The organism is Halobaculum sp. MBLA0147 (genome assembly GCF_041361345.1).
In the GTDB taxonomy this organism is placed as follows: Archaea; Halobacteriota; Halobacteria; order Halobacteriales; family Haloferacaceae; genus JAHENP01.
The window spans coordinates 2914521-2928957 of sequence record NZ_JBGKAD010000001.1; the positions used below are offsets into that span (position 1 = coordinate 2914521).

Here is a 14437-nt window from a genome sequence, read left to right on the forward strand (position 1 = left end):
ACGGCCCGCCCGTTCCGTCCGGCGCCGCCGAGTCACCGACACGTCCACTCCGTCTCGGCTCGGGCCCGTCGACGACCGGTCGACCCTCCCGCCGAGGGGGTGATCACGACGACTCCGTCTCGATCTCGAACCGCGCGCCGCCGTCCGCGGACTCTCCGACCGACACCGTCCAGCCGTGTGCCTCGACGGTGTCGGCGACGATCGAGAGCCCGAACCCGGTCCCCGCCTCGCTCGTCGAGAACCCGTGTTCGAGCACTCGATCGCGGTCCGCTGGGTCGATCCCGGGGCCGTCGTCTGCGACCGCGAACCCCGACCGGCCGTCCGACAGCGGCGCGACCGTCACCGTCACCGCGCCCGGCGAGTGGTCCACGGCGTTGCGGAACAGGTTCTCGAAGACGCGTGCGAGCCGACTCCGGTCGCCGGTCACCTCACCGAGGCCGTCGTCGACGACGAGCGTGGCGTCGGTCGTGTCGACGTACCCCCACGCCTCGCGGGCCAGCGCCGCCACGGACACCGGTTCCGGATCCTCGACCGCCGCACCACCGCGTGCGAGTGCGAGTAAGTCGTCGATCAGTCGCCCGATCCGGTCGTGAGCGTCCGCGACGGGCTCGAGGTGCTCCGTCTCCCCGGTGTCGCGAGCCACCTCGAGGTAGCCGTCGGCGACCGACAGGGGGTTCCGGAGGTCGTGTGCGACGACACTGGCGAACTCGTCGAGGCGTTCGTTCTGACGCCGGAGCTCCGCCTCCCGCTCGACGCGCCGCAGCGCCGCCTCCACGCTCGCCCCGAGCAGGCGGAACAGGTCGACCTCCGTCTGCGAGAACTCCCGGCGGTCGACGGTCCCGGTCGACAACAGCCCGTACTCGCCGAGTGGTACCTGCACCTCGCTGCGCAGTGCCGTGTCCTCGGCGTACGTCCCAGAGGTCTCGTCGAGTTCGGTCCACACGCGGACCTCGCCCGACTCGAACGCCTCGTGGGCCAGACTCTCGCCGGGTTCGAACGCCGGCAACTCGCCGAACAGTTCCCGCGTCCGGTCGGTCGCCGCCACCGGGAGGAGGCGGTCGGTTCGCTCGTCGTACCGTCGCAGGACGGTCAACTCGAGGTCGAGCACTTCCTCGGCGGCCGCGACGGCGGCCTCGCCGACGGCAGCCACGGACTCGGAGTCGTTGAGTTCCCGACCGACGAACTGGAGGTCTCGGAGGCGCGCCTCGAACTCCTTGCGCTCGGTGATGTCGGTCACGACGGCGATGACACTCTCGACGGTGCCGTCGTCGGTCGTGATCGGTGCCGCCGACAGCAACACGTCCACTCGACCGCCGTCGCGGCGTGTCGCGCGCGTCTCGACGGCACGGACGCGCTCGCCCTCGAACGCTCGTTCGAAGTACGTCGCCACGGTGTCACCGCCCGCAGCCTCCGTCAGCGGGTTCGGGCCGCCGACGACGGCGTCGCGCTCCCACCCGAACACCGACTCGGCGGCGCGGTTCCACGAGCGGACGGTGCCGTCCGGGGCGACCTCGACGATGGGCGAGGGCGCGGCCGCGACGGTCGAGGCTAGTCGCTCGTTGGTGCGTTCGAGACGACGCTCCGTCTCGGCCGCCTCCGTCACGTCGCGCGCGACCACGACGAGCTGTTCCCCCTCGTCGGGCGAGAACGGCGTGAGCCGCACGTCGAAGTCGCGTGTGCCGTCGGGCGTCTCGAAGGAGAGTCGCATCTCGTCGCCCGTGCCACGACCGGGATCCGTCCCCCCGTCGTCGAACACGCCGGCGACCGCGTCCCCGAACGCCGCCGCGGCCGCCGGGTCGAGTCGGCCCTCGACCACGTCTGCGACGGGGTCTCCGACGACCGCCTCGGGCTCGTCGGCGCCGACCAACGACGCGGCCGCGGGGTTCGCGTACTGGACCCGGAAGGCGTCGTCCAACACGAACACGGCGTCGTCGACGGTCCGCAGGATCGCCTCGTCGCGCTCCAACTCTCGTCGTCGCGTCTCTCGATCGGTCACGTCCCGCGAGAACACGGTCAGACCGTCCTCGTCCGGGAACGCGCGGATCTCCGCCTCGTACTCGACCGGCGCCTGGAGCCGGGTCTGGAACGCGACCGGCTCGCCGGTCGCCATCGCCTCGCGGTAGCGACGCTCCAGTTCGGTCCCGACGAGCTCCGGGAACGCCTCCCAGAGCACTACCCCGATCGACTCGTCCGGGTCGACACCGATCCGCTCTGCCATCCGCTCGTTGACGTACACGATCCGCCAGTCGTCGTCGACGGAGTACACGCCGTCCGTCGTCCGGTCCAGCGTCTGGCGGAACCGCTCTACGGTGCGTTCGGCACGTGCACGCTCGCGAGCGGTCGCGGCCACCGACCGAACACGCCGGGCCAAGCGGTCCAGCGACGCGTCCGGGTCGCGGATCGGGACGAACGCCGACGCCCCCGCCTCCGTCGCGGCGCGCTCGACGGCCGGGCTCGGGTCGTCGGCGACCAACACCGTCGGCACCGACGGTGCCTCGGTCGTCAGTCGCTCCACCAGCGTGACCCCACTGTCGTCGGCGAGTGTCTGTGCCGTCACTACGCAGTCGATCTGCCCTGCGGCCACGTGGCTGGCTCTACCGTCCGGCTCGCCCGGTCCGTCCGGTGGTCGGACACGTTGTCCGCCGTCGCGGCGCGTGCCGTCACACTCCTCGTGGCCCGTAGTGACTCCCTCGGAGTCACCCTCTCGGGTCCTCGTCGTGTCACCCTCTCGGGTCCCCGTCGTGTCACCCTCGACGCCGTCGCCCCGGACGACTGTCAGCGCACTCGCCACGCCGTCGGCGGTCCGGACCGTCGTCGTCTCGTCGGAGAGGCGCTCGCGGACACGGGTCACCGCCGTCTCGTCGTCGTCGACGTACAACACGGTGACGGGAACGGTCGAGTTCCTCACGTCGAGTACACGCTCGTGGTACTCGGTATTAATCCTGACCCTGCTCTCTGGAGCAGCCTCCAGACGGCCCCGCCGGCTGTCGCGGACGCGAAGGGGGACGACGCCCTCGGACGGGCGACTCCCTCGGACGCGAAGGGGGACGACGTCCCCGGACGGGCGACTCTCCGGTACGTGTGTCGCCTCTCTTCGATCCGCGCCTCCACGCTGCCTCCTGGCCCACCGTGCGGATCGGTCCGAGCCGCTACACACTTCTCCGTGTACGACCGACGGCGACTCGTGACAGACACACTCGACCACGCCGCGGGCGTCCTCCGAGAGGGTGGTCTCGTCGTCTACCCCACGGAGACGGTGTACGGGCTCGGTGCCGACGCGACCGACGCGACGGCGGTCGAGCGGGTGTTCGACGCGAAGGGGCGCGACCGCGAGAAGCCGCTCTCGGCGGGGTTCCCCGACGTCGAGACCGCACTCGACGCGACGGCACCGAGCGACCGAGCGACCGCCTTCGCTCGCGAGTTCCTCCCCGGACCGGTGACCGTCGTCGTCACCCGCGGCCCGCAGTTCCCGGACGTGTTGACCGCCGGCAGCGACCGCGTCGGCATCAGAGTGCCGGCCGACGAGACCGCCCGCGAGTTGGCCGCCCGTGCCGAGTGCCCGGTGACGGCGACGAGCGCGAACCGCTCGGGGACCGGGAGTGTCCGCCGCGTCGCGACCCTCTCGGCGTCGATCCGCGACCGGGTCGACGCAGTCGTCGACACCGGCGAGACGCCCGGCGGCGAGAGCACCGTCGTCGACCCCGAACGGGGCGTGATCCACCGCGCCGGCCCACGAGCCGACGCGATCCGCGACTGGCTCGACGAGTGAGGCCGCCGCCGTGATCGGTCGGCTGCGGCACCACCCGGACTCGTCGGCCGGGACTCGAGACGTGTCGACGACAGAACGGAGCCGCCTCTCGTCCGTTTTATCGCCACTTCTCTAGATTCAGTAAGGAAGAACAGGTGTAACCGTAGCGTAATTTCAAGGGTCGGTAGTCCTCAGACTCGGTCGTCATGTCTAGTGACACCGTAGTCTCGGGGCGTGTCGTCCAGCCGCCGGCGGGGCCGGCGGCGGACGTGCCGGTCAGACTCGTCGCGGGGAGCGAGGCGGCCGACGACACACGGACGGACGGGGAGCCACTCGCGGAGGCGGAGACGGACGCGTCGGGGACGTTCGACCTCGTCGTCGACGAGTCGCCCGCGGCAGTCGCCGACTCGGAGCCGACGCTCGAAGTCGTCGGACCCGGGTCGGAGCCGCTGGCACGCGAGTCCGTGACCGAACTGGTCGCCGACGGTGGCGGCGAACTCGACACCGTCGTGCTCCCGGCGAGTGCAGACCTCGACGGCGACGCCGCCGACGCGACGGCCGACGGCGGCCAGGTCTCCTCGTCGGTCGCGACGATGCTCGTCGGCGGCTACGCGGGCGACTCGCAGATGCCCCACCACGGCACCGTCGAACAGCGCGGGATGACGGAGACGCCGCGTCGCCCCGGCACACGTGGGTTCGGGCGGTTCCGGCGGCTGTTCGACGCGCTGCCCCCGGCCACCCACGACCCGGAGTTCCTCGAACTGCTCGGGCGCGAGGGTGGCCCGATGGACGGCGGCGAGCGCGAGCGGCCGGAGGACAGCGACTTCCCGCCGGCGGGGTACGTGTTCTTCGGGCAGTTCGTCGACCACGACGTGACCTTGGACCCCACGTCGAGTCTCGACAGACAGAACGACCCGGACGCCTTGCGGAACTTCCGGACGCCGGGGACGGACCTGGACAACGTGTACGGCGCCGGCCCCGAGGTGAGTCGCCACCTCTACCAGCGTGGTGCGCCCCGCGGCGAGGCGACCGAACAGGCCGACCCGGCGAAGTTCCTCCTCCGGCGCAACGACGCCGGGGAGTTGGCCGACGTGCCGCGAAACAGCCAGGAGACGGCACTGATCGGCGACCCACGCAACGACGAGAACCTGATCGTCTCGCAGGTCCAGTGTTCGATGCTGTCGGCACACAACGAGATCGTCGACAGACTCGAAGCCGAGGGGATCGAGGAGGGGCGCTTCGAGGAGGCCCAACAGCTGCTCCGGTGGACGTACCAGTGGCTACTGTTGAACGACTTCCTCCCGCGGGTGTGTGACCCCGAGATCGTCGAGTCGGTCCGCGAGGAGGGCCGCGAGTTCTACCAGGTGCCCGACGACGACCGGCCGTTCGTGCCCCTGGAGTTCGCGGGGGCCGCGTACCGGTACGGCCACAGTCGGATCGAGGAGCGGTACACGGTCAACGACGAGTTCGAGGCGGACCTGTTCACCGCCGAAGGGGGGCCGACGCTGCGCGGCTTCCGCGTGGTGCCGTCGGACCGCACCGTCGACTGGGCGCGGTTCTTCGACCTGGACGGCGGCTCCGTCCAGCGTGTCGCCCCCATCGACACCGTCCTCCCGAACAGTCTGATGGACCTCCCGTTCGTCGGCGAGGGGCCGTCGTCGCTGGCGGCTCGCAACCTCGTCCGCGGGCGACGGCTCGGGCTCCCGTCCGGCCAGGCGGTGGCGCGCGCGATGGGTGTCGACCCGCTCTCCAGCGAGGCGGTCGGCTTCACCGAGGCCGCCGAGGCGGTCCCGGTCGCGCCCGGCGACCGGGAGACGCCGCTGTGGTTCTACGTCCTCGGCGAGGCGGCGGAGGAACACGACGGCGCGCGCCTCGGTCCGGTCGGGAGTCGGCTCGTCGCGGAGACGCTCGTCGGCCTCGTCGACGAGAACCCCAAGTCCTACCGGCGACTCCAGCCGAACTGGACGCCCGCGGACCCGGACGTGCTCCCGTTCGACAGGCACCTCACCGTCGGGGAACTGCTCGCCTTCGGGCGGTGAGTCGTGTCGGTTGCGGTCGGTGAGGCGGTGGTCGCCCGTCGGCGCCGCGGGTCGCCCGCCGGTGGCCGCTCTCACAGCCCGAGGAGACTCCGGAGACTGTTCGTCGCGACGCCACACTCCTCGCGGTACGGACAGGGGTCGCACTTCGGCGAGCCGCCGAGCCGCGGCGGCGGGCCGTCGATCCCGCGCGCCGTCCGGAGTGCGCGCCGGTAGGCCGCGGTCCGCCTGACGCCGAGTCGGACTTCGCGGACGACCGCGTACGCCGGGTACTCGACGAAGGCACGCGGGATCTCGCGCTCGCGCTCCCACGCGAGCGCCTTCGCCGCCGCGACGGCTCTGACGGCGTGTGGTTCCCACACCCCCGTCTCGTGTGGCTCTCCCGGCGAGACGAACACCGGTGCCGGCGGTGGGGTGCCGTCCGTCGTGGGCTCGTCGTCGACGGGAGTCTGGTCGTCGTCCGGCGTCGCTCCGTCGTCGCCCGCAGCCGCGAGCGTCGCGCCCGCGAGCACCTTCGACGCGACACCGTGACAGTCCTTCCCGACGAGGTACGTCTCCCGGGCCGCGGGAGCGACGAGCGCGTCCCAGACCGGCCGCTCGGCGAGTGTTCGGAGTCGCTCGCGGTAGGTCGCCGGCTCGACGGCGACGGGAGTGGTCGCGAGTGTCGCGTCGTCCGCGTCCCTGAGTTCCCGGTAGCGGTCCGCGAGAGCGGTGACGCGTGTCACCGTCTCGGGCACCGTGCGCTCGTCGCGACGGGCGTAGTAGAGCTGCCGTGGACAGTAGGCGGCGCGTGCGAGGTCCGAGAAGGCGGTGAGGTCGTCGGTGTCGCGGGACTCTGTGGTGGTGTCCTCGCCGTCGGGTGGTTCGGCGGCGGCGCTCTCCGTGTCGCCGTCGGGAGTCGACGAGTCTGTCACTGTACGGCCGTCTCGGGTGTCGGCCGGGGTGGGCGGTGTCGGTGGCACGTGCCGTCTGGTCGTGGTATCCGACTTGAACCCTCGGGACGGTGTCGTCGAACGCCCGAGAGGTAGACAACGAGCCGCAGCGTGATCCACTTCGCAGTCAGGCGAACAGTTGCCGTGCCTCGTCGACCGCCTCGACGAGTGCGTCGACCTCCTCGCGGGTGTTGTAGACGTAGAACGAGGCTCGCGCGGACGCCGCCGCGCCGAGTTCGTCGTGGAGCGGCTGGGTACAGTGGTCGCCCGCCCGGATCGCGACGCCGTGGTCGTTGACGATACTCGAGAGGTCGTGGGCGTGGACGCCGTCGAGGTTGAACGCGACCAACCCCGCACGGTCGTCGCCTGGTGGCCCGTAGACGGTCACGTCGTCGTGTTCCGTCAGCCGGTCGTAGGCGTAGGAGGCCAGGGCCGACTCGTGGTCGTGGACGCGGTCCATCCCGATCTCCTCGAGGTAGTCGATCGCGGCGTGGAGTCCGATCCCCTGTGCGATCACCGGGGTGCCGGCCTCGAACTTCCAGGGCAACTCCTCCCACTCGGAGTCCTCGAAGGTGACCGACCGGATCATCTCCCCACCGTAGAGGTACGGCTCCATCTCCTCCAACACGGCCTCCTTCCCGTACAACACGCCGATCCCGGTCGGCCCACACATCTTGTGCCCGGAGAAGGCGTAGAAGTCACAGCCGATCTCCGCCACGTCGACCGGCATGTGTGGGACCGCCTGCGCACCGTCGACGAAGGCGTAGGCGTCGTGCTCGTGGGCCAACGCCGTGAGTTCCTCGACGGGGTTGACCGTCCCCAACGTGTTCGAGACGTGGAGCGCACTCACCATCTGGGTGTCGTCGTCGATCAACTCGGCGGCGTGGTCCGTGTCGAGGTACCCCCCGTCCGTCACGCGGACGTACCGCGCCTCCGCGCCGGTCTTCTCGCAGATCTGCTGCCAGGTGACCAGCGAGGCGTGGTGTTCCATCTGAGTCATCACGACGTTGTCGCCGGGGCCAAGTTCCGCCAGCCCCCACGCGTACGCGACGAGGTTCTCCGACTCCGTCGTGTTCTTGGTGAACACGATCTCCTCGCGGCCGTCCGCGCCGACGAACTCGGCGACGCGGTCGTGTGCCTCCTCGTAGGCGACCGACGCCTCCTGACTCAGGTGGTGGATCCCGCGGTGGACGTTGGCGTTGTACGTCCGGTAGAAGTCCGCGATGGCCTCCACGACCGGCTCCGGAGTGTGACTCGTCGCGGCGTTGTCGAGGTACACCAGCGGCGTGTCGTCGTCCTCGTCCGGCCCCGGCGTGGTCGGGTCGCCGCCGACCTGCCGGTCGAGCACCGGGAAGTCCGCACGGATCGACTCCACGTCGACCGCGTACTGCTCCTGTGTTCCCATCACTCGTGTAGTGGTGGCCGAGCCGTAACACCTCTTCGGTCTCCCCGATCCGAGCGCGTCGACTCCGGCGGCACGCGGCCGCTCGCGTCCCGTCGCGGCGGAACCGGATCGGCACGGAGCGGCACGGAGCCGGGCTGGACGGAGCGTGACACGAACCACCGCCAGCCTGCGCGCGAGCGACAAGTTCCTACCGACCGCCCACGTACGTGGCGACCGTGTCACCGGCGCACGCACTCGGGTTCGAGACGCAACGAGAGGAGGTGGCCGACGCGTCGCTGTCGGTCGAGGGGTCGCTCCCGGACTGGCTCGTCGGGCGACTGATCCGCAACGGCCCCGGGCAGTTCGAGGCGGGCGACACCCCGTTGCGCCACTGGTTCGACCCGTACGCACTGTTGCGCGGCTTCCGGATCGACGGGCGGACGGACACGGTGACGTACACGAACCGGTTCGTCCGCAGCGAGGACTACGAGTACGCCCGCGAACACGGGGACGTCCGCCGGATGCTCCCCGGCACGCCGCCGGATCGATCGCTGTTCACGCGACTCCGCCACACGCTCACGGGGGCGTTCCAGGACAACCCCTCCATCGGCGTCCAACACCTCGGCGGGACGGTGACGGCGATCACGGAGTCGCCGGTCGGCGTCGCGGTCGACGACGAGACGCTGGCGACGACCGGCCGGCGCGACCTCACGACCGGGCTGGACGCGGACTTCACGCTCGGGCACCCACACTACGACCCCGAGCGGGACGTGTTCGTCAACTTCGCCGTCTCCTACGGGAGCGGCGCGACGTACACCCTGTTCGAGCGCGACCGCCGGACGGCGAGCCCGGAGATCGTCGGCGAGGTGTCGTTCGACGACGCGCCGTACGCCCACTCGTTCGCGTTGACCGACGAGTTCGCGATCCTCGCGTCGATCCCGTACGGGCTCGACACGACGAAGCTGCTCACGGGCGCGTTCGGCGACGGGACGTTCCTGGACGCGATCACCGCCTTCGAGGGGAGTGGTCCCGGTCGCGGGTCGGCGCCGACGCGGGACGCCGCGTTCCTCCTGTTCGACCGCGAGACGGGGGAGGTGGCCCACCGGGTGGCGGCGGACCCGTTCTTCGTCTACCACCACGCCAACGCCTTCCGCGAGGACGACACGATCGTCGTCGACCTGATCGCCTACGAGGACGAGCGGGCGATGACGGGGTTGACTCTCGAGAACCTCGCCGGTTCGGACCCGGACGTGCCGACCGGCGACTTCGTGCGCTACCGGCTCCCGTTGGACGACGGGCGGGCGGCCCGCGAGACGCTGTACGAGGGCCAGGTGGAGTTCCCGACGCTGGCGTACCCGGACCGACTCGGGGAGCCGTACCGCTACTGTTACCTCGCGGCGAACGCCGACGGCTCCAGTCTGCCGACGCGACTCGTGAAGTACGACCACCGGACGGAGGAGACGACGACGTGGACGCCGGACCGCACGGGGGCGGCGTTCCCCGGCGAACCGCTGTTCGAGAGTGCCCCGGGCGCGGACGCCGAGGACGCGGGCGTGATCGTCACCACCGTGTTGGACGCCGACGCCGAGCGGACGGACCTCGTCGTGTTGGACGCCCGGACGATGGAACGGGTCGCCCGCGCCGAGGGTGTCCACCGGCTCCCGTACGGCTTCCACGGCCAGTTCTACCGCGACGGTGACCCGGTGCGGAGTATGGCCTGAGCCGGTCGACAGACCCGTCGTACGGTTACGCCGCCTAGACAGGGCTACACCACTCGGGATCGGGGCACACCACCCGCCGAGAACACCGCGGTACCCTTCCGTCTGCGTCACGTACGACGGTCGAGTGATCACGGATGCTCGGTGACCTCCACATGGGCTGGGAACACGTCGGGTTCCTCAACTGGCCCGTCGATCCGGCGGTCGTCGCCCCGACGCTGCCGGACGGCCTCGTCGTCGACACCTACGACGGAGACGCGTACCTCTCGGTCGTGCCGTTCACGAACGTCGACGTGCGACCCCAGTGGCTCCCCGACGGACTCGGGGTCCCACTCCCGGAGTTGAACCTCCGGACCTACGTCCGTCTCGCGGACGAGGGAGACGGGACAGGCGAGACGGACGGAGCGGGCGGGGAGAGCGAAGCGGACGGCGTGGGTGAGGCGGGTGACGGAGACGACACGGACGGGCGTGCCAACGCGGACGAGCCCGCGGCGGGAGACGCCGCCGCCGACCCGATGGCACCCGAGGCTGGCGTCTACTTCTACAGTCTCGACGCGGAAGGGGCAGCCGGCGTCGCGGGCGCCCGCCTGCTCCACCACCTGCCGTACTACCGCGCCGAGATCGACCTCCGAGAGACGGACGACGGTGTCCGGTTCGAGAGTCGTCGCCGCCACCCCGGCGCACGGGCGGCGTCGTTCGCGGGGCGGTACGGCCCGACCGGCGAGGCGTTCACCGCCGAACGCGGCTCGCTGGCGTCGTTCCTCACGGACCGCGCGCGGTACTTCACCGAGACGCCGGACGGAGACCTGCGCTACGCGACGGTGTCGCACGAACGCTGGCCGCTGTACGAGGCGACGGTCGACCTGTACCGCAACGACCTGTTCGCCGCCAACGGGTTCGCCGAGCCGGAGACGGAGCCGGTCTGTTACTACAGTCCGCGCGTGACGACGCGCGCCTCCGAGAGCCGCCCGGTCGCGGAGCTGCAGCGGTGACGCCACCCGTCGCCGGCAGCAAGTCCGCTGTCGCTCCGTCGCCGGCAGGACGGTCGTCGGTCGACACACGCTCCGCAGGTACGCTTTTGTCTGCGGGTGACGAGCGGACCGGCGTGCAACTGGACTTCTCGAAGGTGCGACGCGACGACGCGTACAGCGAGATCGAACTCCGGTACACGACGCCGAAGGGGACACGAACGGTCCGGGGCGTGGGGCGTGCGACGAGTCTCGGCACCGGCGAGTCCGTGATTCGCGTCGTCGAACGCGACGACACGACCGTCACCGTCCCCCACGAGCGGGTCGTCGAGATCACCTCGACGGACCTCTGAGAAGAGTCGCGCTCTCACTCCGCCATCCGACGCCGCTCGTCCTCGCGGTCCGCCCACCAGTCCTCGCGGAGGAGCCCGTACTGCACCGTGTCGACGTACGCGCCGTCGACGAAGCGGTCCCGACGGATCACGCCCTCCTGCTCGAAGCCCAGCGACTCCAACAGGCCGCGCGAGGCGTCGTTGAACGCGTACGCACTGGCACCGACCGCCGGGTGGTCGTACGTCCGGAACACGTAGTCGATTAGCAGCGAGACGGCCGCGGTGCCGTACCCCTCGCCGTGGACCTCCGGGACGAGCCAGTATGCCAACTCCGGTCGTCGCCAGTCGGCGTCGTCGATCGAGACCGCGCCGATCCGCCGACCGGACTCGCTCGCCGACCCCGAGGAGGGGTCATCGAGACAGACGAGGAAGCCGCCGTCGCCGTCGGTCTCGGTCAGCCACGACTCCGTCTCCGCGCGGCTCCTGATCGAACTCCCCAGCGGGTACCTGATCTCGGGGTTGGTGAGTCCTCGCTGGACGAAGTCGGCGTCGTCCGGCTCTGTCGTCCGCAGAGTCACGCCCGTCTCCCCGTCTCGCGTGACGCGTGCTCCTGGCATACACTCCGGTTCGGCGACCGCAGTATACCTCTTGTGTGTCCGTGAGTGTCGCTCGCACGGGACGCCCGGCGGTGCGGTGGAACGGCGTCGACGGCGTCAGTGGGTGAGTCACTCCGGTGCGTCGTCGTCGGGGGAGGGAGGCGAGTCACTCCGGTGCGTCGTCGTCGCGCCCGCGGAGCGTGAACGGCCCGATGGAGAGCGTCCGTTTGGTGACGGTCGCGATACGCAACACGTAGGCGGTCAACACGAGGAACGGGAGCGACGCGACGGCGACGGCGGCGGCGACCGCGACGACCGCGAACGAGACACCCGCGACGCCGCCGTCGACGAGCAACACCTCGTGGAACAACACCGCCGAGACGGCCGTCACCAGCGCCGGCACGGCCGCACCGAGGATCACCCGCGAGAGGTCGATCAGCTCCCACTGGAAGTACAGCGTCTTCAGGTGCTCACGCGCCGGGCCGAACAGCTCCAGCGTCGTCGCCACCTCGTCCAGTCGCTCCCGCTGGGTGTCGGTCACGGCGTCGGCCTCGACGTGTTGGAGCCGCCGCGCGCGGTGGAGCAACAGCGAGTAGTCGAAGTTCAACGCCGGGGCCAACAGGCCGAAGGTTCCGAACTCCGCTCCGGCCAGTCCCTCGCGGACGCGCTCGGCGTCTCGTTCCACGTCGGCCGCGAGCGCCGCGAGGCGTTCGGGTGGTGGCGCCTCCTCGGATCGCTCGCCGTCCTCGACCGACGCCGGGAGTGTGTCGCCGAGTTCGCGCGCCCGGTCGCGCGCAGCGGTGACGAGCACGCGGAGGAACGCCGACGGCTCCGCCGGCGCGGGCTCCCCGGTCGCCTCGGCCACCTCCTCCCGGAACTCCAGAGCCCCGGTCATCCGCTCGCGTTGGTCGCCGACGGCGCCCAACTCCTGTGAGAGGACGAGCTGATCGAGCGTGACGACGAGCGTGACGCCGGTGATCGTCGCGCCCACGAACGCCTGGAACACCGTCTCCACGGGGTCGCCAGTCCGTAATGCCGTCGCCGCCTCCGGGACCAGTGTCCCGACGGCGACGAGGAGGAGCCACAGCCCGACGACGGAGCCGGCGATCACCGTCGACCGCGGGGCGCTCACGAACACCCGGAAGGCGAATCCCCCGGCCTCGCCGCGCTCGCGCATCTCGTCCGCGGTACCCCCCTCGCGGTCGAGGTGACGGTCGCCCCCGGTGTCGTCGTCCGACGAGTCGCCGCCCCGTCCCGCGTCCTCGTCTTCCGTCGCCGTCCCCCCACCGGCGTCGTCCGCCGCCGTCTCTCCGGTGCCGTCGCTCGCCGTCGTCTCGTCGTCGGCCGCGGACTCTCCAGTCACGAGTCGCCGTTCGATCACCACCGAAGTGAACGTTCCGCTGGAGCTGCGGTCGGTGTCCGTCGAGACCCGTCACCGGAGCGGACACCGCCCACCGCTCCCGTCACCCTCGCTCGAGTCTCGCCCGTCGTCCGACCGACCCTCGGGCGTCGCGCGCCTGCGAGCCTACTCTTGGTAGGCGAGTCGCACCTGCTCCCACTTCCCGCGCTGTTCGAGGTGGTCCTGGAGCGCTTCGGCGTACTCCTGGGTGAGGTCCTCCGCCGCGGCGAGTTTCTCCTCGTCGGGGCCGGAGTCGCCACCGCCGCCCAGCACTGCGTCCTTGATCCCGGAGATGGCGTCCGAGAGGCCGCCGCCGCCGGACCCACCGCCGGGTCCGCCGCCGGGACCGCCGGCCATCCCGCCCATCCCGTCGGACATGTTCTCCAGTTCGGGCATGATCTGCGGGAGCTTCTCGGTGTCGGCGACGATCCGGGCCGTCTCGGGGTCGTCGGCGTCCTCGATCTCGAACTCCGTGGCGGTCATGATCAACCCCCACTCCTGGTTCGTGAACGTCGACTGCCGGACGCGGCTGTTGAACTGTTGGTCCACCTGCATCCGGTCGCCCACGATGGCGTCCGTCCAGTCGCTCATACTCGACCGGAGGTGGGCGGCCGGCTTGTGGGTTTCCCCTCCCGTCGCCGCGGTACGGGCCACCCGAGCAATCGACCGTCGCGTCGGGACCGAGCCACCGCCGCCGACACACTCAGATCGCGTCGCTCGTCGCCGTGTAGACGCCGCCCAGGACGAGCCCGTAGACGGCGTGCCACAGCAGCGACGGCGGCGCGAAGTTCGGGAACGGCGGCGAGGCGGGCGACCCGACCGCTCCGAGCCACACCGGCATCACCAGCGCCGCGAACACGACCCACGTCGCGACACCCCACGCGACCCCGGCGCCGACGAGTCGGCCGGGAGCGTCGAGATCCGCCGCACCGACGAGCCCCGCGAAGATCACACCCAGTACCGCCCCGTGCGAGACGTGGACGACGAACCCAGCAAGCGGGTTCTGTGGCGGCGCCAACGTGTACAGCGACGGGATCGCCACCGCGATCGTCGGGGTGTTCATCGCCACGACGAGGACACCCATCACGAGCGCCCCGGCGATCCCGCCGAGGACGCCCGCTCGCCAGTTACCGCGTTCCGTACTACCGTTCGCCGTGTCTGTCACTGTCGACATCGTGTCCGGTCCGAGGCACACTCGGGACAAGGCTCTCTGGGGGCCGTGCGTCCGCGACGGAGCGAGGGGCAACGTTCAAGTTGTGTGTGTGGAGTGGTGGACCTCTCGGCCGACGCGACTGTGGGATTGGGACGGTGGTACACGCGGTAC

The 14437-nt window shown here is 70.9% G+C and carries 12 protein-coding genes; 5 read left to right on the plus strand and 7 right to left on the minus strand.

Features of this window, described 5'->3' with window-relative positions:
* Positions 1–103 precede the first annotated feature (103 nt).
* Positions 104–2908: a PAS domain-containing protein gene (locus RYH80_RS14085; RefSeq protein WP_370904528.1), complete on the minus strand. Its 2805-nt coding sequence runs from the start codon at positions 2906–2908 to the stop codon at positions 104–106.
* A 276-nt stretch (positions 2909–3184) separates the two neighbouring features.
* On the opposite strand from RYH80_RS14085, the gene RYH80_RS14090 reads away from it, so the two are divergent.
* Both RYH80_RS14090 and RYH80_RS14095 read left to right on the plus strand, forming a co-directional pair.
* On the plus strand, positions 3185–3769 hold the full coding sequence (locus tag RYH80_RS14090; RefSeq protein WP_370904529.1) for an L-threonylcarbamoyladenylate synthase: 585 nt from the start codon (positions 3185–3187) through the stop codon (positions 3767–3769).
* 185 nt (positions 3770–3954) lie between these two features.
* The gene (locus tag RYH80_RS14095; protein ID WP_370904530.1) at positions 3955–5787 is read left to right on the plus strand and encodes a peroxidase family protein; all 1833 of its coding nucleotides are present in this window, start codon (positions 3955–3957) and stop codon (positions 5785–5787) included.
* 71 nt (positions 5788–5858) lie between these two features.
* On the opposite strand, the gene RYH80_RS14100 is transcribed toward RYH80_RS14095, so the two are convergent.
* A complete protein-coding gene (locus RYH80_RS14100; protein ID WP_370904531.1) occupies positions 5859–6698 on the minus strand; it encodes a CRISPR-associated protein Cas4 in 840 nt (279 codons plus the stop codon).
* 145 nt (positions 6699–6843) lie between these two features.
* On the minus strand, positions 6844–8121 hold the full coding sequence (locus tag RYH80_RS14105; protein ID WP_370904532.1) for an aminotransferase class V-fold PLP-dependent enzyme: 1278 nt from the start codon (positions 8119–8121) through the stop codon (positions 6844–6846).
* A gap of 215 nt (positions 8122–8336) precedes the next feature.
* Here RYH80_RS14105 and RYH80_RS14110 point away from each other — a divergent pair, with 215 nt between their 5' ends.
* The 3 genes from RYH80_RS14110 (at position 8337) to RYH80_RS14120 (ending at position 11139) form a co-directional block, all read left to right on the plus strand.
* Complete coding sequence (locus RYH80_RS14110) at positions 8337–9821, plus strand: carotenoid oxygenase family protein (protein WP_370904533.1); 1485 nt, start codon at positions 8337–8339, stop codon at positions 9819–9821.
* Between the two features lie 134 nt (positions 9822–9955).
* Positions 9956–10810: a YqjF family protein gene (locus tag RYH80_RS14115; RefSeq protein WP_370904534.1), complete on the plus strand. Its 855-nt coding sequence runs from the start codon at positions 9956–9958 to the stop codon at positions 10808–10810.
* Between the two features lie 113 nt (positions 10811–10923).
* Complete coding sequence (locus RYH80_RS14120; protein WP_370904535.1) at positions 10924–11139, plus strand: hypothetical protein; 216 nt, start codon at positions 10924–10926, stop codon at positions 11137–11139.
* 14 nt (positions 11140–11153) lie between these two features.
* Here RYH80_RS14120 and RYH80_RS14125 read toward each other — a convergent pair whose 3' ends face one another.
* The 4 genes from RYH80_RS14125 to RYH80_RS14140 all read right to left on the minus strand — a co-directional run bounded on the left by RYH80_RS14125 (position 11154) and on the right by RYH80_RS14140 (position 14287).
* Positions 11154–11735, minus strand: coding sequence for a GNAT family N-acetyltransferase (locus tag RYH80_RS14125; protein WP_370904536.1), 582 nt, complete (start codon positions 11733–11735; stop codon positions 11154–11156).
* 145 nt (positions 11736–11880) lie between these two features.
* Positions 11881–13077 (minus strand): DUF7972 family membrane protein, encoded by a 1197-nt coding sequence (locus RYH80_RS14130; RefSeq protein ID WP_370904537.1) that lies wholly within the window; start codon positions 13075–13077, stop codon positions 11881–11883.
* A gap of 162 nt (positions 13078–13239) precedes the next feature.
* Positions 13240–13704: a DUF5799 family protein gene (locus RYH80_RS14135; RefSeq protein ID WP_370904538.1), complete on the minus strand. Its 465-nt coding sequence runs from the start codon at positions 13702–13704 to the stop codon at positions 13240–13242.
* Positions 13705–13816: 112 nt separating this feature from the next.
* Positions 13817–14287 (minus strand): DUF6789 family protein, encoded by a 471-nt coding sequence (locus RYH80_RS14140; RefSeq protein WP_370904539.1) that lies wholly within the window; start codon positions 14285–14287, stop codon positions 13817–13819.
* Between the last annotated feature and the right edge of the window lie 150 nt (positions 14288–14437).